At 69.1% G+C, this 17891-nt stretch carries 16 protein-coding genes and 5 pseudogenes; 11 read left to right on the forward strand and 10 right to left on the reverse strand.

Annotated elements, in window-relative coordinates:
- The first annotated feature begins 328 nt into the window (after positions 1 to 328).
- Positions 329 to 841 carry a zinc-binding dehydrogenase gene (locus M2163_RS00745; RefSeq protein ID WP_280892865.1) on the forward strand — a complete coding sequence of 171 codons (513 nt, stop codon included), beginning with the start codon at positions 329 to 331 and terminating at the stop codon, positions 839 to 841.
- A gap of 455 nt (positions 842 to 1296) precedes the next feature.
- Here M2163_RS00745 and M2163_RS00750 read toward each other — a convergent pair whose 3' ends face one another.
- The 5 genes from M2163_RS00750 to M2163_RS00770 form a co-directional block, all read right to left on the reverse strand.
- On the reverse strand, positions 1297 to 1896 hold the full coding sequence (locus tag M2163_RS00750) for a flavin reductase family protein (RefSeq protein WP_280892866.1): 600 nt from the start codon (positions 1894 to 1896) through the stop codon (positions 1297 to 1299).
- 349 nt (positions 1897 to 2245) lie between these two features.
- Positions 2246 to 2845 carry a transposase gene (locus M2163_RS00755; protein ID WP_348542152.1) on the reverse strand — a complete coding sequence of 200 codons (600 nt, stop codon included), beginning with the start codon at positions 2843 to 2845 and terminating at the stop codon, positions 2246 to 2248.
- Positions 2826 to 4916 carry a prolyl oligopeptidase family serine peptidase gene (locus M2163_RS00760; protein WP_280892867.1) on the reverse strand — a complete coding sequence of 697 codons (2091 nt, stop codon included), beginning with the start codon at positions 4914 to 4916 and terminating at the stop codon, positions 2826 to 2828. Before M2163_RS00760 ends, M2163_RS00755 begins: the two co-directional genes overlap by 20 nt.
- A gap of 33 nt (positions 4917 to 4949) precedes the next feature.
- Positions 4950 to 6932 carry a S9 family peptidase gene (locus M2163_RS00765; protein WP_280855014.1) on the reverse strand — a complete coding sequence of 661 codons (1983 nt, stop codon included), beginning with the start codon at positions 6930 to 6932 and terminating at the stop codon, positions 4950 to 4952.
- A 48-nt stretch (positions 6933 to 6980) separates the two neighbouring features.
- A complete protein-coding gene (locus M2163_RS00770) occupies positions 6981 to 8285 on the reverse strand; it encodes an FAD-dependent oxidoreductase (protein ID WP_280855013.1) in 1305 nt (434 codons plus the stop codon).
- Positions 8286 to 8448: 163 nt separating this feature from the next.
- Here M2163_RS00770 and M2163_RS00775 point away from each other — a divergent pair, with 163 nt between their 5' ends.
- Positions 8449 to 9675: a helix-turn-helix domain-containing protein gene (locus M2163_RS00775; protein WP_280855012.1), complete on the forward strand. Its 1227-nt coding sequence runs from the start codon at positions 8449 to 8451 to the stop codon at positions 9673 to 9675.
- Here M2163_RS00775 and paaI read toward each other — a convergent pair.
- Positions 9644 to 10052: pseudogene (gene paaI / locus M2163_RS00780) on the reverse strand (hydroxyphenylacetyl-CoA thioesterase PaaI). The gene M2163_RS00775 and the pseudogene paaI overlap by 32 nt on opposite strands.
- Positions 10053 to 10218: 166 nt before the next feature.
- Here paaI and M2163_RS00785 point away from each other — a divergent pair.
- Positions 10219 to 10431: a hypothetical protein gene (locus M2163_RS00785; RefSeq protein WP_280855011.1), complete on the forward strand. Its 213-nt coding sequence runs from the start codon at positions 10219 to 10221 to the stop codon at positions 10429 to 10431.
- Here the strand turns inward: M2163_RS00785 and M2163_RS00790 are convergent.
- Positions 10413 to 10652, reverse strand: a complete 240-nt coding sequence (locus tag M2163_RS00790; RefSeq protein WP_280892868.1) for a hypothetical protein — start codon at positions 10650 to 10652, stop codon at positions 10413 to 10415. The two genes, M2163_RS00785 and M2163_RS00790, sit on opposite strands and share 19 nt — an antisense overlap.
- 10 nt (positions 10653 to 10662) lie before the next feature.
- Positions 10663 to 10860: a hypothetical protein gene (locus M2163_RS00795; RefSeq protein WP_280855009.1), complete on the reverse strand. Its 198-nt coding sequence runs from the start codon at positions 10858 to 10860 to the stop codon at positions 10663 to 10665.
- Here M2163_RS00795 and M2163_RS00800 point away from each other — a divergent pair.
- The 4 genes and pseudogenes from M2163_RS00800 to M2163_RS00815 form a co-directional block, all read left to right on the forward strand.
- Positions 10848 to 11030: pseudogene (locus M2163_RS00800) on the forward strand (IS110 family transposase); the annotation flags it as partial. The gene M2163_RS00795 and the pseudogene M2163_RS00800 sit on opposite strands and share 13 nt — an antisense overlap.
- A 15-nt stretch (positions 11031 to 11045) precedes the next feature.
- Positions 11046 to 11192 (forward strand): annotated as a pseudogene (locus M2163_RS00805) (transposase); the annotation flags it as partial.
- Positions 11193 to 11378: 186 nt separating this feature from the next.
- Positions 11379 to 12623, forward strand: a complete 1245-nt coding sequence (locus M2163_RS00810) for an IS256 family transposase (RefSeq protein ID WP_280848234.1) — start codon at positions 11379 to 11381, stop codon at positions 12621 to 12623.
- 11 nt (positions 12624 to 12634) lie between these two features.
- Positions 12635 to 12849: pseudogene (locus tag M2163_RS00815) on the forward strand (IS110 family transposase); the annotation flags it as partial.
- Positions 12850 to 12864: 15 nt separating this feature from the next.
- Here the strand turns inward: M2163_RS00815 and M2163_RS00820 are convergent.
- Positions 12865 to 13350, reverse strand: coding sequence for a hypothetical protein (locus tag M2163_RS00820; RefSeq protein ID WP_280855157.1), 486 nt, complete (start codon positions 13348 to 13350; stop codon positions 12865 to 12867).
- A gap of 261 nt (positions 13351 to 13611) precedes the next feature.
- Between M2163_RS00820 and M2163_RS00825 the strand changes: the two are divergent.
- Positions 13612 to 14262 (forward strand): annotated as a pseudogene (locus tag M2163_RS00825) (helix-turn-helix domain-containing protein); the annotation flags it as partial.
- 33 nt (positions 14263 to 14295) lie between these two features.
- Here the strand turns inward: M2163_RS00825 and M2163_RS00830 are convergent.
- A complete protein-coding gene (locus tag M2163_RS00830; protein WP_280855007.1) occupies positions 14296 to 14724 on the reverse strand; it encodes a hypothetical protein in 429 nt (142 codons plus the stop codon).
- A gap of 588 nt (positions 14725 to 15312) precedes the next feature.
- Between M2163_RS00830 and M2163_RS00835 the strand changes: the two genes are divergently transcribed.
- From M2163_RS00835 to M2163_RS00845, 3 genes are all read left to right on the forward strand, one after another.
- Entirely contained in the window at positions 15313 to 15831 is a 519-nt protein-coding gene (locus M2163_RS00835; protein ID WP_280855155.1) for a transposase, read from the forward strand.
- On the forward strand, positions 15794 to 16669 hold the full coding sequence (locus M2163_RS00840; RefSeq protein WP_280855006.1) for an NmrA family NAD(P)-binding protein: 876 nt from the start codon (positions 15794 to 15796) through the stop codon (positions 16667 to 16669). The genes M2163_RS00835 and M2163_RS00840 overlap by 38 nt, the downstream gene beginning before the upstream one ends.
- Positions 16670 to 17015: 346 nt before the next feature.
- Positions 17016 to 17576 (forward strand): hypothetical protein, encoded by a 561-nt coding sequence (locus tag M2163_RS00845; protein WP_280855154.1) that lies wholly within the window; start codon positions 17016 to 17018, stop codon positions 17574 to 17576.
- Positions 17577 to 17891 lie beyond the last annotated feature (315 nt).

Below are 17891 nucleotides of genomic sequence, written 5' to 3' on the forward strand. Positions count from 1 at the left end.
CCAAGGTACTCGTCCGAGTCAAGGCGATCGGGCTGAACCCGCTGGAGGCGCGCCTACGTGCCGACGAGTTCCCTCTGCGTCAAGCCACCCTTCGTCCTCGGCTGGAACAGCATCGGCATGGTCGAACAAGCGCCGCAGACAAAGCGGTTCAGACCCGGCGACGAAGTGTTCGGGATGCCGCTGTTCCCGCAGGCGGCGAAGGCGTACGCCGAGGTCATGCCAGCGCCGGCGTTGCACTGGCACTCAAGCCGGCGTCGCTCCGCACGTCGAGGCGTCAACGCTGCCGGTCGTCGAGCTGACGTGGCAGGGCCGCGTCGACCTTGGCGGCGTGGGCGAGGGCGACCGCGTCCTGGTCCGCGGCGTTGGTGGCGGGTTCGGCCACACCGCGATCCAGATCGCAAAAGCACTCGGGGCGCATGCGATCGCGACCGTCGGCGGGAACAAGAGGAAGCCCGTCGAGGGGTTCCGCGCCAACGAGGTCATCGACTACACGGCGGTCGCCTTCGTCGAGACGGTTCGCGACATCGACAACGTGCTCGACACGATCGGCGGCGAAACCGTCGAGCGGTCGCTCGACGGTTTCTGCCCAGGCGGTCACCTAGTGACGGTGGCAGCCGAGGAGAATAGCGAACTGGCCGCCAAGTACGACGCGGCCGGCATGCGTTTCAACTGCATTGCGGTCGACCCCGACCCGGTCGCCCTGCGAGGTCTCGTCGAACTCGGTACACAGGGCATACTCCGGATCCACGTGCAACAGACATTCCCGCTCGAGCGTGTCGCCGAGGCGTACCGACTGCTCCACAGCGGCCACCTCCAGGGCAAGCTCGTCATGACCGTCTGATCGCGTCATGGGCCTCGCATGAGCGCGGCCCCAACGAGACCCATGCGTCGCGAAAATGGCACGCCGGCCTGCCTGGTGTGCGTAGGCGTCAGGAGGACCATCGTTGTGGCCGATGAACCACAGGTCGGCGATGACGCCAAGCGACGGCGAGGGCGTATGAGGGAGCCGTCCAGCAGGGCCACGCCACCGCCCTCTTGCTGTCAACGTCCGCTGCCGACTACGGCCTTCGTTCTCACTCCAGGCCAAGACCGGTGACGCACCGGCGTCCGTCCGGGACGTCCCGAAAGAAGGCCGGCGGGCAGGCCGGCCAGGCGTACTCGACTCGCGCGATCCATGGGCAGCGGAACTCCATCGAACGCTGCATCAACCAGGTCAAGCATTGACGCGGCCCGGCCACCTGTCGGGGCAAGACCGGAGTCTCAGGGATGGCCCCACAACGGGTCGTCGGGTGATGCTCAGGCAGCCGCGAGTTGGTGGTATCGACTACGGAAGAACAGCAGCGGGTCCGCCGTGGCGTCGGCCGCCAGATCATCGACGCGGCCGATGACGATGTGGTGATCGCCGGCGTCGTGCACCGCCTCGATCGTGCAGTCGATCCAGGCCACGACCCCTTCGAGAACCGGATTGCCGTGGGGCCCGGGTTGCCAGCTCAGATTGGCGAACTTATCTCCGCCGGACACCGCCAGGGCTCGGCAGACATCTTCCTGACCAGCGGCTAGAACGTTGGCACAGAAGGTGCCGCGCCTGGCTATGGCGGGGAACGTGGCGGACGCTTTGCCAGGCAGAAACGCGACCAGCGGTGGGTCGAGCGAGACCGAGGTAAACGACGAAACCGCCATGCCCACCGCTCTCCCCTCCGCATCGAGCGAGGTGATCGCCGCAATCCCGCTGGGGAAATTCCCTAGGACGGACCGGAACTGGCGTGATGTAAGCATGCTGACATAATATAAGCAACGCACGCATTGATGCAAGCATGCTGAACATCGGCGGACGAGGACCACGAAGGCGGTGATCTGGGCGGTGTGGGCGGTGATGACGACGTCGGCGGCGTCCATGACAGTGGCGCTTTCGCGGTCGGCGCGTAGTTCGTTGATGCGCTGCTCAGCCGGGAGACAGGAGGGGTTGGGCCGGTAGAGCCGCAGCCGCGCGCTGGAAGCGGATGGAGCAGAAGCTGCCCAGCCGTGATGGTCGACGACGTGCGCGGCGAGCTTGGTGACGGCCTGGCGTTTCCGCTGCGGGGAGACCGTTACTGATCTCGGCTCGTCACGGTGATATGGGGGTGTCGAGGGGCAGACCGGTCCCGGCTATGAACCCGTCGAGGGTGTCAGGTCGGTACTGCAGGCGCTTGAGTCAGTTGCGGCACGAGCTGCTCAAGACGGACGAGGGCGACGACGGCGGGGTTGATCAGACTGCGTCTGACGTCTGCTCACCTTCGACCGGGTTCAGATCGGACGAGTACGCGGGAAGCAGGAACACCGTCAGCATCGTCTTGGAGACGTGAGTGTTGAGCCGGTCCCACACCAGCACGATGGGTGCCTTGACCAGCTGGTGGACGCCGTCCAGGAGGGCGATGTGGTCGCGCTCGCTCATGCTGCCCCGCGTGCCTTTGCCCGCGGGACGGGTGAGCAGGCGGTGGCACAGCCGGGTGCGGGAACCCGAGCGCCAGGCGATCAGCCCGGCCATCGACAGGCGTCCCGCGCGTCGTCCGCTTACGGTGACGACCGGGGTGTGGCCTCGCCGGCCCCCGGTGCGTCCTTTGGGCGGCCTGCGGGTGAAGCCCGCCTCGTCCTCGAAGCAGATGTAAATCCCGCAGGCAGCCCGGGCCCTTTTACCTCCGGAGTGAAACCGAGCCGACGCATCAACCTCGTTGCGCCCGAGACGCTGTGGGAGACGTGGAACTTCCTGCCGATCAGCGTGGCCCCCGTGCCCTCTGCGCGGCGAACCGCTGGCGAGGGCAAGCCCAATGCCGCTGTTGGCTGGAATCTCAGGCGCCTGCGCTTGCAGCGGGCGGGGTCATGGCGAGTCGCCGCATGAGGAAGGACAGCCAGTAGGTCGTGTGCAAGACCGCTTCGGAGCGGCGGGTCGACAGGCCGTGGCCGACGCCGTCCCAGATGCGGGTGAGGACCGGGGTGTCGGGGTCGGCGGCCGCCTGGATGCGGGCGACGCCCTTGCGGATCTGACCCGGCCGGCACGCGGTGTCAGCGGCGCCGGCGTGGACGTAGAGCCAGGGGTAGCGGACGCCCTCCTCGACTCTCTGATACGCCGACATCCGCGCCAGGTGGTGGACCTCCTCCGAGGTGTCGAAGCCGCCGAACTCAGCGGGGACGGCGAACTTTCCGTACGGGTCACGGTGCGCCATGACCAGGTCGAGGACCGGACACTGGGCCACCACGGCCGCCCACAGCTCGGGGCGCTGGACGTAGGCCGCGCACGCCATGATGCCGCCGTTGCTCCACCCCGTGACCGCCAGCCGGCCGGTGGTGGTGACGCCGGTGGACAGCAGGTGCTCGGCGACGGCGTAGAGATCGTCGAAGCTGTTCTGCTTGCGGTCGAGGCGTCCGGCGTCGGCCCAGTCGCTGCCCAGGTCGCTGCCGCCGCGCTGGTGCGAGAGGACCAGGGCGCCGCCGGAGGCGACGAAGGCGGCCAGTGGACCCGGGTACTGCGGCGGCCAGGCCACCCGGCCGCCGCCGTAGGCGGTGATGAGGGTCGGCAGCGGCTCGGTGCCGTCGGCGCCCGCGGGCAGGATCAGGTGGTACGGCACCTGGGTGCCGTCGGCGGAGGAGGCCCAGCGCAGCGACACGGTGGCACCGGGCAGTTCAGCCCGCGGCGGCCGCAGCGTCTCGATGTGCCCGGTGCCCGGCCGGTAGCGGTACAGGCCCGGGGAGGTGAGCGGGGTGGAGTGGAGAAAGACGAAGTCGTCGGGGTGACCGTCGGGGGTGAGCGCGTTGTGCGACAGGGCGTCGTTGGGGAAGGCGCCCGGGCCGGACAGCGGCACCTCCTCCAGCTCTGTGCCGTCGCGGTCGAAGATCCAGGCTCTGGCCTCGGTGTCCACCGAGCCGGAGAGAGCCAGCTGCTCGCCGACGACCCGAACATGGCTGAGCACCCGCTGCGACTCCGGCACGATCTCCTGCCAGGTGGCGGGGTCACCGGGAGTCGTGCTGTCGAAGGGGATGGACACCAGCCGCCCGCGGGGTGCGCCGTGGTTGGTGACGGCAAGGTAGCGGTCGCCGTCGATCACGCCGACGACGATGGCGTCGACGTCCTGCACGAAGGGGCGCCAGGCGCGCTCCGGGAGTTCGCAGACGTAGCGCGGCAGGGCGAACACGCTGGTGGCGACCGCGTACCTGCCGGCCGGGTCCACCTGCACGAGGGGGATGTCGGGGGCATCCACCGCCTCCGGGGCGAGCGGGGCCCCGGCGCCGACGCGGTGGTAGTAGACGGGGAAGGAGTAGGCGTCGCCTGCCGGGTCGGCGGCGGTGCAGAAGAAGCCGGCGCTGTCGGGCGTCCACTGCGGGACTGCCATAAGACCGTGGCAGCGGTGCGGGATGGCGTCCGGCAGGAGTTCGCCGGTGTCGGTGGCGTACAGGCGGAATTCGCCCTGCTCTCCGCCGTCCGTGCAGACCCCGGCGAGGACCATCGTGCCGTCCGGGGAGGGAGCGATCCAGAAGACCGCGTGTGCGCCGTCGCTGCGGGGGTCGTACACGACCTTGCCCGCTTCCTCCAGGGTGTCGCAGACCGTGACCACGGCGGCGTCCGGGTAGTCGGGGCCGCCGTCCCCGGCCGAGCGGTCGAGGCGGAACCAGCGCCCGCCGGCGAACACCGGGGTGGGGTCGGTCATCCAGTGGGGGGAGCCGTTGCCGTCGGCGGCGCAGTGGTCGACCAGCTGCCGCAGGCGCTCGAAGTGCGGCCAGTCCCGCACCTTCTCGTCGGTGAGCCGGTTCTGCGCCTGCTGCCATGCCTGGGTCTCGTCGGTGTCCTCCTCCAGCCAGCGGTAGGGGTCGGGGAAGCTGACGCCGGATACGGTTTCCTGCGCGTGTCCGGTGCGGGTGGGCGGGTAGTTGAGCGGTCGCTTCATGGCGGTGCGTCTCCTGCCGGTTGTTCGGGGGCTTCAGGGGCGGGCGGGCATGTGCCGTTCGAACCAGTCGAGGGCGCGGGTGAGGAAGTCGGCGACCGCCGGATGGCTGCGCACCCCGTGCCCCTCCTGGGGGTAGATCAGCAGCGTCGATTCGATGCCCTGGGCGCGGAGCGCCTGGTGGAACTCGCGTGCCTGCCCGGGCGGCGTGCAGCGGTCCTTGGCACCGGCGACGACGAGGCAGGGGGTGCGCGCCTTGTGGGCGTGGAAGACGGGGCTGCGGGTGTGAGCGGACGAGCCGGGCTCGGCGAGGTCAGCCTTCAGGAAGGAATTGCCCCACTCGCCGATGTTGCTGGTCAGCGACTGGCTGTACCAGTTGGTGACGGGTGAGACGGGGACCGACGCCGCGAACCGGGTGTCCTGGGTGACCAGCCAGGACGACATGAAGCCGCCGTAGCTGCCGCCGATGAGGCCGATGCGGTCAGGCTGGACGGTCCCTTCGTCGACGAGGTGGTCGATGCCCGCCAGGATGTCATGGGCGTCGGCGCCCCCCATGTCGCCGACCACCTGCCGGGCGAACTCCTGGCCGCGCCCGGAGCTGCCCCGGGGGTTGGGGCTGAGCACGGCGTAGCCACGCGAGACGAGCAGCGGCACCCACGGGTAGTTCATCGACCACGTGTTGCGGTAGCCCCAGACCGGGCCGCCGTGGATGCTGACGACGAGCGGGAAGGGCCCCGGCCCCCCGGGAGTGCACAGCACGCCCTCGATCTCCAGGCCGTCCGGGGCCACCCAGGACAGCGGGCGGGCGGTGCCCGCCACGGAACGCAGGTAGTCGGTACCGGGGTGGGCGGTGGAGGCAAGCACCCGTTCGCCGCGGGCGTCGGCCAGGACGAGCTGCTGGGGCAGGTCGTAGGACTCCCGCACGGTCAGGAGGCTGCCGTCGGTGGTGAAGCGGCCCGCGGGCAGGGGCGTGGCGCCGCCGCAGGCGAGCGAGGTGGAGAGGACCTCCGTCATGCTGCCGTCGCGCGGATCGATGATGCCGGCGACGGAGTCGAGGTGTCGCAGGCCGAAGAATCCCAGGCGGTCGGCATCGATCCACTGCAAGGCGGTGACGTCCGTGCCGCCGGCCTCGGCCGTCCGCGACCGGCCCGTGGCGATGTCGATGAGGACGAGGTCTCCGGCGACGATCCATCGGTCGCTGCACACGGCCCGTACGACGGCCGCGGTGGCGCCGTCCGGGGACCCGGCGGGCACGCCGAGCTGGACGTCGCTGTGATACAGCTCCCGGCAGGAGCCGTCGGCGAGGTCGATCAAGCGCAGCGTGGCCCCGTACCAGGAGTCCTCGTCCGCCCCCTCGGACGCCACGGCCAGGACGTGTCCGGGACCGCACCAGTTCGCCTCCCAGCAGTTCACGCCCTCGGGCGAGATCTGCCGCACCTCGCCGGTGTCGAGGCTGTACTGCCACAGGCTGCGGAGCCCGCCGCCGACGCCGGTCTCGACCAGCGGCTGCCAGGACCGGTCCGGCTCCGGGGAGGCCGTGCCCACGGTCGCCGAGCCCTGGCTGCCCGCCAGATCGGCATCGAGGGGCGCGACGCCGAGCAGGATGGCGCGCCCGTCTGGGGACCAGTGCGCGTACTCGACGCTGCCGGGTACGGCGGGGGCGGCGACGGCCTCGCCGAGGCGGTCGGCAGCGAGCAGGTGCAGCTGGAAGCGGTGCGGGGTGCCCCGGTCGGAAAGGAAGGCGAGGGTGCTGCCGTCCGGGGAGTGGGAGGCGCCGTGCGCCGAGCCGTGTGCGGCGGAGACGGGTACCAGGCGCCCCTCCTCGGCGGTGTAGACGGCGGTGCGCGGAAGACCTTCGAGGGCGTCGAGGACGACTCCGGTGACGGTGACATGCCGGCCGTCGGCGGTGATGTGCGCTTCGCGCAGCGCGTGCGGTGTGCCGAAGGCCGGCTGGTGCAGGCGGCGCAGATGCTCCTCGACGGCACTGCGGGACGTCGTCTTCGCGGACCCGGTTTCCATGGCTCTCCCTTGGTGAATGTGGGGGCGAGGGGACTGCTCCGCCGGAGGTCAGCCAAGGACGGTGCCGGTAGAACCCGACGGCTGCCGGCGACGCGAGAAGGCGCCGAGCCCGATGCGCTGGCCGGTGTGCTCGGCGGTGTGAACGAGAGGCTCTCGGTCGTGGTCGTGCCCGGCCTCGACGCCGTGGATCAGCGTGGCCATGAGGCGTCCGACCAGCGGAGCGTTCTTGAACTGGTTTCCGCTGGTGCCGATCGCCACGTAGAAGCCGTCCAGGCCGGTGCGGTCGTAGACGGGCGTCCAGTCGTCGCTGACGTCGTACACTCCCGCCACTCCGCTGGGCCGGTTGGGCACGCCCAGGCCGGGCAGTCTGCGGGCCGCCCGCATCACCTGCGTGCGGAACTGCGGAGCGGAGACGTGGGGGCGGCCGTCCTCGGGACGCTCCAGCCACTCCAGCGGATCGCACTCCGGCTCCACCCCGCCGACCAGCAGGAACTCCCTGCCCTCGGGCCGCAGATACGTGCCGAGGTCCATGTCCGCGATGACCGGACCGCTCGCGCCGCCGGGGTGGTAGCCGGGCGGCGCCGCTACGAGGTGCACCTCCTGGCGCAGCGGCCGCACGCCCACCGTGAAGTCGTCGCCGACCCCCGCAAGCCGGTTCAACTGCCCCGACCAAGGGCCGGCCGCGTTGACGACGACGCGGGAGTGCAGTTCCGTGCCGTCGTGGAGCCGGACGCCGCAGACCCTGCCGCGCGCCTGCAGGACCGCGGCCACTTGGGCCCTCCACTGGAAGGCGGCGCCGTGGCGGCGTGCGGCGGCGGCAAGGTTCGCCGCGGCCAGCTGCGGGTCGTTGACGAAGCCGCCCTCCGGGGTGAACAGCGCGCCGAGGCGGCCGTGCGGCCCTTCGAAGAAGGCATCGTCGTCCACCGGCCGGGGCGGCCAGTAGCGCCCGGTGTCCACCGCGGGCAGCCGCGCGGCCAGCATGTCGGCGTCCCACTCCTCGTAGCCGACGCCGACCTCGTCGAAGTGCCGGGTGAACAGGGCGCGCGGCGCCATCTCCACATCGAGCAGAGCGACCCCGCAGCCGTGGAACACGGCCAGCTGCTCGTCCGCGGGCGCCTCAAGGTGATCGCGCCACGCCTCCCAGGAGTGCCGGGACTCCCAGGCCGCGGCCACCCCTTCCCGCGTCGGATAGGTGAACCGCACCACCGCGCTGGAGGCGCTGGTGGAGCCGTGGCCCGGACCGGCGAGCTTGTCGACGACGTTGACGCGCAGTCCGCCGCGCGCCAGCTCCAGGGCGATCGACGAACCGATCACGCCGGCGCCGACGACCACCGCATCCGCGGACGTCCACACAGGGATCACCTCCGTACCGGGCTGCCCCTGGCAGTCCTTCCTCCTGCCCCCGGAACGCTACGCACACCCAGGGCCTCTGACCCGCAACGTCCGTCGCCCCTCCACCGGTGTTCGTGCGACATCGGTAGGGCCGGCCTCCGGGCCGGACCGGTAACCTGCGGCCATGGCGACCGACATGCAGCAGTTGGTGGACGCGCTCGGCGCCCGGCTGGGGCGCTCCGTGGCCGTGGACGACCGCTGGATCCGGCTCGTGGCGCACAGCACCCATCACGGCGAGGCCGACGCCGCACGCATCGAGTCCCTCATGCAGCGGGAGGTGTCGAGTGAGCTCGCCGCTCACGTGGCCGCCGCGGGCGCCGCGAGGGCCACGGATCTGTTCACCGTCCCGCCGCGCCCGGAGATCGGCGTCGCCGTCGCCCGCTACGGCATGCCGATCCGGCACCACGACGCCCTGCTCGGCTACCTCTGGCTCACCGCCAACGAAGGGCCGGCCGGCCCCCGGGAGGCCGATGCCCTGCGGGCGGCCGCCCGTCAGGCCGCGCTGATCCTCCACGGGGAACACCTGCGCGACGAGATCGCCCGGGGCCGCGAGCGGGAACTGGTGCGCGACCTCGTCGCCGAGAACCCTGTCCTGCGCGCCGAGGCCGCCCAGACGGTCATCGAGGAGGAACTCGCCATGGCCGGCCGCACCGTGGCCGTCGTCGCGATCCCCGCCGATGGGCCGGGCGAACCGCTGCCGCAGGAGCGGCGGCTCGTCCTGCACCTGGCCGTCGAGCACATCCGCCGCCAGGCCGCCCCCGGGAGTGTCCTGTCCCTGGTCCGCCCCGACCACGCCCTGGTCCTCAGCATCCACCCCAGGGCCGGCGACGAGCGCGCGGCAGCGGGCGCCGAAGAACTGGCGGGGGCGCTGGGCCGGCGCCTGCATGAGGAGTCGTCACCCCGCCGGGCAGCGGCCTTCCGCGTCGGAGTCGGCCAAGTCGCCCGCGGGCTCACCGGCGCCGCCACCACGTACCTCGAGGCAATGCACGCCGCGGAGGTCGCCCGCAGGACGGGCAGCGGCGAAGCAGTGACCGTCTACAGCCGCCTGGGCATCTACGCGCTCCTCGCCAGGCTTCCGCCCTCCGAACTCGCCGAGAGCGTGCCCGCGAGCCTCCGCACACTGCTGCACCCGCGCTCCGGCGACCCCGAGCTGGCAGAAACCCTCACCGCCTATCTCGACGCCGCGGGCGACACCGGGCGCTCCGCGGCACGGCTGCACATCCACCGCTCCACGCTCTACCACCGCCTGCGTCGCATCGAGGTTCTCACCGGCCTGTCCCTCTCCCACGGCAACGACCGTCTGACCGCCCACCTCGCCGTCAAGATCGCTCAACTTCGGCTGCTGGACTGACGGATCCGCCGCCGTCGCGGATGACTCGGCTGCGGCCCCTGTACTCGGCAACGACTGTCTCGCCGCGCAGGACGGTCACGTCATGGATCCCGCTGCGCCCGTGCCTGAGGCGTTCGCGGGCGGTAGCCGTCAGGACCTCCCCCTCCCGGGCCGGAGCCATGAAGGACACGTCGGCGCCCGCAGCGACCGTCACCGGCCGGTGGCTGTTGCAGGCACAGGCGAACGCTGTGTCAGCGAGGACGAGACGTAGTCTCCGTGGGCGATGCCGTGGCCGTTGACCATGGCGCAGTCACCGTCATCCGGGCCACCGCCGAGTCCTCGCCCGCCGTGAGGAGTTCGATGCAGAAGCCGCGCGAGGCGGCGTCGGCATCGAACATCGCGCGGGCGGGGTCGGCGGGCGGGCCGCTGTCGTTCGTCACCGGGCCACCTCCTGGGTGCCGTGGGCGCGCAGGTCGCGGGCGATATCTATCAGTCGGTCAAGGAGATCAGCCTCTGCCTTCGACAACTGCGCCAGCCCACCCCCGTACGGCCACCGCTGCCGCGGTGGTGGCCGTCCTGCGCCACGCCGAACAGGCCACCAGCGGATACCAGCGGCACCTCATCGGCTACGCCGCGGCGAATCTCGACGTGGCCACGTGGGTCGGCCAGGAGTCGGAGGAGGGCCGGCTCCGTCTGACCACCGCGCTCGACTACCTGGTCGGAGCCACCAGCGGTCCCGCACCGGGGCCTTCCGCCCGTCATGAGTCGACCAGGTAGACCTTCTCCCCCATCATCAGCGGCGCGTCGGCGGGCCCCTTGATGCAGGGGCAGCGCCAGATGACCCGGTGTTCCTGACGGCTGGGGTACCACTGCCGCGCCGTGTGCATCCGCACCGGCCACCGGCGGTGGTACACCCGCTTCGTCTCCCCCGCCGGGTCCGACGGACGGGGTGAGGACGCGGCGAGCCGGATCACTCGTACATCGGGATCATTTGGCACAGGCGCGTCATCATTCCGCGGCGGTTCCGGTGGCGGCCGCAGGCGAGCTGACCGCCTTGATGCCCTGGGAGTTCAGTCGGAGAAAGGCGAACATGTAGCGGCCGACAAAGTCGTCGTACGGGCCCTCCACCCGGCCGCCGCCCCACTCGCCGGTCTCGGGGACCGGCTTGGCACGCCACTCGCCGCCATACCGTCTCGCCCGGCGCAAACGCTCACTGTCGCCGTCGGCGCGACCGCGGTGACTGGCACGCCGCCGCCCAACGCAATCTGTTCAACCGCATGCTGGGAATGCTCCATCACTGCCTGCAACAGCAGATTCCCTACGACGAACTCCGAGCCTTCGCCCGCTCCTCGAAGCCACTCCGGCTTGACTCTTAGCGCCGTGAGATGTCTTCGAAGGTCCTGACCTCGATGCCGGGCGTCGGTGTCAGGACCGCAGCCCGCATCCTGATCGAGGTCGGCGATGGCAGCACCTTCCCGGCCGCCGGCCACCTCGCCGCCTACGCCGGACTCGCCCCAGCGACCCGAATTTCAGGGTGGTAAATCCGAGGCGAACAGCCCTCAAGGAGATGGCGTCCCGTGAAGTGGTGTAGCCAGCTAGCGTCCCGGAACGCGCGGCTATCTGCCCGGGGCGTGCATCCGCTGGCGGTGCATGCTCCCTGAACAAAGGCAGGCCATCGCGCAAGTCTCCCTGGTGAACGGGCAGTTCGACCGGAGGAGCACGCGATGGCCTTGTCCCAGTCTGAGCTGATGCGGCTGCTGGAGTCACTACGTCGGGCAGAGGGAGTTGAAGCAATCAGGGTGGTGTGCGAGCGCATCCTGCAGGAGCTCATCGAGGCCGAGGCGACCGACATGATTGGCGCCGCCCCGGGCGAGCACGCCGAGACGCGCACGACCTGGCGCAACGGTCACCGCCACCGGGTGCTGACCACGCAGGCCGGCGACCTGGACCTGAAGATCCCGAAAGTGCGGACCGGATCGTTCTTCCCGTCGCTCCTGGAACGCCGGCGCCGGATCGACCGGGCGCTGTTCGCTGTGGTGATGGAGGCATACGTGCACGGCGTCTCCACCCGCAGCGTGGATGACCTGGTCAAAGCACTCGGCGCGGACTCCGGGATCTCCAAGTCCGAGGTTTCCCGGATCTGCGGTGAGCTGGACGAGGAACTGACCGCGTTCAAGGAACGGCCGCTGGATCACACGGTCTTCCCCTACGTCTTCCTGGACGCCACCTACTGCAAGGCCAGGGTGAACCACCGGATCGCCTCGCAGGCCGTGGTCATCGCCACCGGCATCTCGGCCATCGGGCACCGCGAGATCCTCGGTGTGATGGTCGGCGACAGCGAATCGAAGCCGTTCTGGACAAAGTTCCTGCGCAGTCTGCGGGCCCGTGGCCTGGAGAACGTCCAGCTGGTCATCTCCGACAGCCACAGCGGCCTGGTGGCCGCGATCCGCACCGTCTTCCTCGGCGCGGCCTGGCAACGCTGCCGAGTTCACTTCGTCCGCGACGTGTTCTCGGTGATCGAAAAGGGTTCCGGGGAGATGGTGGCGGCCACCATCCGCACCATCTTCGCGCAGACCACCGCCGAACAGGTCCGCATTCAGCTGGACGTGGTCGCTGACATGCTCGGACGACAGTTCCCGCAGGTCAAGAAGATGTTGCTGGACGCCGCACCGGACATCACGGCGTTCGCGGACTTCCCGTCGGCGCACTGGAAGAAGATCTGGTCAACCAACCCGCTGGAGCGGCTGAACCGCGAGATCAAACGGCGGGCCGACGTCGTTCAGGTCTTCCCCAACCCTGCCGCCCTGGACCGGCTCGCCGCGGCGGTCCTGGCCGAACTCCACGACGAGTGGCAGGTCTTCGACCGCCGCTACCTCTCCGAAGCCTCCATGGCCGAACTCTTCACCACCCAGCCGACCCCGCCCGAGCCGGAGATCACCCCACAACCGGAATCGAAACAGCTGCCGTGACTACACCACCCCGCGGGACATGACCCTCAAGGAGAGGAAACAAGCAGCTCAAACGGGCTTTCTTCCTCTCCACCTTCGCAGCCCTGGGCGACCCGGCATCACGGCCTACTACGACAAGAAAATCGCCCAGGGCAAGCACCACACCCAGGCCCTGCTCTGCCTCGCCCGCCGCAGGGCCGACGTCCTGTTCGCGATGCCCCGCCGCGACGGAACCTTTTACGAACCTAGCCGTCGGCCGCAGTCACCTGACCTGCGGGTCTGCGAGGAGAACGACTCGATCGGCCTCCACATCGAAGCCGATCACCGGATGGCCATCGTCGCCCTCCGGATCCATCAGCACCGGCTTGCCCAGCCGCCGGCCGATCTCCCGGAGGAACCCGCAGAACACATCCAGTCGCTCCTGACCCTGCAACTCCCGCAGGTCGACGTCGAAGTCGACTTCATCGGCAGCACGGAAACGGAAGATCGCCAATACTTCGGCCGCCGGCCAGACCCGCAGGTCCGGACACTCGGCATCCGCCGGACGGGACAGCACGGCCTGCGCCCGGGGCACCGGAAGCACTTTTCCTCCCTCGGAGTACTGACACTTCCAGCCCTTCTCCGCGACCAGATCGAGGACCGCCTGCCAGTCCTCCACCGAAGCATCCGGGACACGCACGTCGGGCAGCGACCCCATCAAGTCAGGGTCGAAGAAGCACTTCACGTCATCCCACAGGAGATCAGCCACGCCGCCATGCTGCCCCGGCTCACCGACCCGACGCACCCCCGTTTCCGTTGACCAAAGACATAGGGGCACCCCCAGATCAGTGAGGCCGCTGTTCGTCAGAACGGCATGGAGTTCGGCGACGACGTTGTTCATGTTGGACGCGAGAGTCACCTGGACCCACGGGTTGACCGTCAGCGTTCGCTGGGTCTGCTCGCGCGGCCGGTGTGCTGCCCGGGCGGCGCCGGATGTGCGGTGACGTCCGTTCCGATCGCTGGAGGTGCGGTGGCTGAGCCTGTCCGTGTGCGCAGACTGACCGACCAGGAGGGACAGAAGCTGCAGCAGATCGTGCGCCGAGGCAGTACCAGCACGGTGCGTTACCGGCGGGCGATGATGCTGCTGGCCTCGGCCGGCGGGAACCGGGTCCCGGCGATCGCCCAGCTGGTCCAGGCCGATGAGGACACCGTCCGCGATGTGATCCACCGCTTCAACGAGATCGGCCTGGCCTGCCTGGACCCTCAATGGGCGGGAGGCCGTCCCCGCCGACTCAGCCCTGACGACGAGGGCTTCGTCGTCCAGACGGCCACCACCCGCCCCGCCAAACTCGGCCAGCCCTTCACCCGCTGGTCAGCCCACAAGAGCGCCGACATCCGCCGCTGGGCGAAGAAGAACAAGGTCGAGCTGTGCTTCACCCCGACCTACGCCTCGTGGGCGAACCCCATCGAGGCCCACTTCGGACCGCTGAGGGAGTTCACCATCGCCAACTCCCACCACCCCAACCACACCGTGCAGACCAGGGCCCTACACGCCTACCTGCGCTGGCGCAACGCCAACGCCCGCCACCGCGACGTCCTGGCCGCCGAACGCAAGGAACGTGCCCGCATCCGCAGCGAAAAGGGCATCCGCTGGGGTGGACGCTCCCTCGCCGCCGCGGCCTGGACAACCCGGCGAACCCATGCGCTCACAGCATTAGCCAGCCGCACTGACCAAGGTCTCGAAGCCTGAGCTGTCGCAGTAAGTCACTGCACGACCCTCAGCCCCGATGTCGCCGCCGACGGCGTTGACGGTGTCATCGAGGATGTCGGTGCCACCGTGTTCCAGGCCTGCCCGGTCAAGCCTTTTCGAGGCCTCGATGACCGCATCCCCTGCCGATTCGGTGTTATCGAGCTTAGGCGACTGGACACCCTGTCCGTCACCGGCATCGGCGTCTGCCTCGCCGGTTGTCATGGCGTGCGCCGCGTCCTGCCAGGACCCCAGCTTGGTGCAGTAATCCCGTTGCCACTCCTTGGCCTGCGCCGGATCGTCCGACGAACAACCGCTCAGCAGGACAGCGGCAACGACAACGGCTGCTGCTCGCCTGACTGCTCGTGTAATCCCACCGCTGTGCTGCAAGGACATGCCCTTCCCGAAGCTGCCGCCACAGAGTATGGATCACGAAGGTGTCACCTTGCGCCGATCTCCACGCATCATCACAGCGAATCGGCGAGGAGTTGAGCACACGCCCAACCCGGCGAACCTAATCCGTAGTTAAGGGCGTTCCGATGGAGCGAAAGCTTCTGGGGATGTTCGAGTAGAGGGCTGCGATGCCTGCGGCGAACCGGGTCCACTGAAGACCTCCGCATAGAGCGGCGCGTGGTCCTGGCACTCATGGTGGTGGCAGTTGCGCGGGCGCCGGACGTATGCCTCGTTGCCTACAGGTCCCTGAGGCCTTGGTAGAGAGCGGTATCGTCCGGCGCCTTCGATTTCGTCAACACTGCCGCTCTGAACACTCGTTGGTGTTGGTGGTGCGAGCCCGCCACACGGTGATCCCTTGCAATGCCCGAGCCGTTCGAGCTCCCGCAAAGGCCGGGGCCCGTGGGGCGAGCTGGTGCCACGAACGGCTACTGAGGTGGCGGACCGGCCACAGTGCTGAGTCCTGGGATTAGGTCGCTGCGTGGCCCGCATGAGCTCGTGACCAGCAAGAACAGCACGCTGGAGGGGAAAGACTTGATCTATTGCGGCATCGACTGGGCGGAACGCACGCACGACGTCGCCCTGGTCGACGACAGCGGCCAGTTACTGGCCAAGCGGCACATCACCGACGACGCGGCCGGCTACAAGATCCTTCTGAACCTCCTTGCCGAATACGGCGACACCGAGGAGGACCCGATCCCAGTCGCAATCGAGACCTCCCGAGGCCTGGTCGTCGCCGTGCTGCGGACAGGCAAGAGGCAGGTGTTCGCGATCAACCCGATGGCCGCTGCACGCTACCGTGACCGGCACTCCGTCTCCCGCAAGAAGTCCGACCCCGGAGACGCCCTCGTCCTGGCCAACATCCTGCGCACCGACCTGCACGCCCACCGGCCGCTGCCTCAGGACAGCGACTTGGCCCGTGCCGTTGCGGTCCTTGCCAGGGCTCAGCAGGACGTAACGAGGAGGCTATCCTTTCACGCATGCAAACCTTGCCCATCCAGTGAAGGGTCATCAAGTGATTCTGATAATTGGCGCAACTGGGACGATTGGTAGCCTTCTGGCCCGCCGTCTCGCCGAAGACGAAGTACCCTTTCGTGCTCTGGTGCGCCGAAAGGGTGTGCCGATTGAAGGCGCTGAGACAGTCGTCGCCGATCTGGACGAGCCCAATAGCTTGCGGGACGTTTTCACCGGCATCGACCAGGTCTTCCTGAACACCGCCGGCACCAGCACCGACGAGGGACCTGTCATCGCTCAGCAGAAGGCCGCCATCGACGCGGCGGTGGCGGCCGGTGCGGAACACATCATCAAGGTGTCGGCACAGGGCACGGCCCCCGACCTGCCGATTCCGTTCGGAATGCACGCCAGCATCGAGAGGCATCTCACAGCCTCGGGACTCGCCGCTACGGTTCTGCGGCCAAGCAGTTTCATGCAGAACCTCGTCGGAGGAATCACAACCTTCACCGAGGAAGGTGAAATCTACGACACCTATTGCGGAGGAGCAGCCGCCTACGTTGATGCACGCGACATCGCCGATTGCGCCTACGCGGTGCTCACCGGCCGCGTACCCCGGGGCGGCGTGCACACTCTCACGGGCCCTCAGGCGTTGACCGCGGCGGAGGTTGCGTCAGCCCTCTCCACAGCCCTGGACCGGCAAGTCGGAGTAGTGCAGCCTACGTACAAGGAACTGGAGGCGATGTATCAGCAACTCGGGCTTGCGCAGCGATTCGCCCAACAGTTCACTGCCATGGCGAAGATCATCGCCGCGGGCGGTATCGCTGAAGTCACCACCGCGGTCCGCGACCTCACCGGGAACGCGCCTCGATCGCTAGAGACCTTCATCACCGATCACCGCGAAGATCTGGACAAAATCATACCCATCCGGCACCCCTGAGCCTGGACCCATCCCGCGATAGTCGGCCTATCGAGGACGACATGAGAAGAAGTACCTGCTGGCCGGGTGATGGGAACTCCCACACCCTTACCAGGGGTCACGTCTCTCGTTGCCGAAACGGGCAAACCTACATAGTCCGCATACGCAGTAATCAACCCATCTCGCCAGCTGAGAACGCATCAGCCCTGGTATCCGACCCGCGAGAGCGGGACACGGCAGGATCCAGTCGGTGACCGGTGCCTTCAGGAGCCAGGTGATCAACGAGATGACACTGCCTCACCTCTGTGCCAGGGTGCGGTGACAGGAGTCGGCAGGGCAGACGAAGGGGGCGTCCATGGAAGCGCTGATGTGGGACGCGCTGGTGGGTGTGGCGAAGCAGGCGTATACCGCAGGACTGGGCGAGGGCTCGGTGCCGCGCCCGCTCATCATGCCGCTGGTACGCGGCGAGCTGGTCGGGATGATCTGGGTCCGCCCCCTCAAGGTCGGTCAGGACGCGCTCACCGGGATCGCGGAACTCTCGAACATCGCCGCGGCCGCCCGCGCGGACGAGGTGATCCTGGCCTGGGAGACCCACGACGTCGCCGCCGCCTGCGAGCTGCCGATCGTCGGCCCGGCGCCGTGCCTGAACATGGTGCTCGCCACCCAGGACGGGCACGTCCTGCACCAGTTCCCCTACACCGAGCAGCTCCTGTCCCGCGGCCCCGAAGGCTGGGCATCGGTCGCCCCGGACTGGAGGCCAGCCCTCGCGCCGCAGCCCGGCGGCGAGCTGGTGCCGCCGATCCAGGCCGCGGTGAACTACTCTTTCACCCCGATCGAGATCGACCACCCGGACCCGTTCGGCGTCACCGTCGTATTGATGGAAGAGGACGGCTACCGGGTGCGCCTGGCCGAAGCGTTCGACCACTGAGCAGGTGGCACACCTGGACACCAAGGCGCGGACATTCGTGCTCAAACATCCAGGAATAAGGAGCACCCCACCGCGCCGCACCAAAGGCGACCACGCGCCTCCCCAGTACCCCGTCCGCGACGCCGACCACCTCTGGCTTTCACGCCGGGCGCGGAGCGTCACCGGCCCCTTCCCGTAAGCGGTTCACTCGGGCGGCCGGGCACGTTGCCGAAGCTGCTGCCAGCACTCGTGGACGTGATCTTCGGCCTCGCCCATGACGCGGAAGGCGTGGCGTGCAAGTGCGCCCGACGACGCTGGAATGTGGCCGACCTGGGG

Source organism: Streptomyces sp. SAI-135, assembly GCF_029893805.1.
GTDB lineage: Bacteria > Actinomycetota > Actinomycetes > Streptomycetales > Streptomycetaceae > Streptomyces.

Coding starts and splice junctions, on each gene's coding strand:
- M2163_RS00810 (WP_280848234.1), top strand. CDS start 11,379: ATGGCCTTGTCCCAGTCTGAGCTGATGCGGCTGCTGGAGTCACTACGT.
- M2163_RS00750 (WP_280892866.1), bottom strand. CDS start 1,896: ATGGACGCCGCCGACGTCGTCATCACCGCCCACACCGCCCAGATCACC.
- M2163_RS00830 (WP_280855007.1), bottom strand. CDS start 14,724: ATGTCCTTGCAGCACAGCGGTGGGATTACACGAGCAGTCAGGCGAGCA.
- M2163_RS00775 (WP_280855012.1), top strand. CDS start 8,449: ATGGCGACCGACATGCAGCAGTTGGTGGACGCGCTCGGCGCCCGGCTG.
- M2163_RS00765 (WP_280855014.1), bottom strand. CDS start 6,932: ATGGAAACCGGGTCCGCGAAGACGACGTCCCGCAGTGCCGTCGAGGAG.
- M2163_RS00760 (WP_280892867.1), bottom strand. CDS start 4,916: ATGAAGCGACCGCTCAACTACCCGCCCACCCGCACCGGACACGCGCAG.
- M2163_RS00845 (WP_280855154.1), top strand. CDS start 17,016: ATGTGGGACGCGCTGGTGGGTGTGGCGAAGCAGGCGTATACCGCAGGA.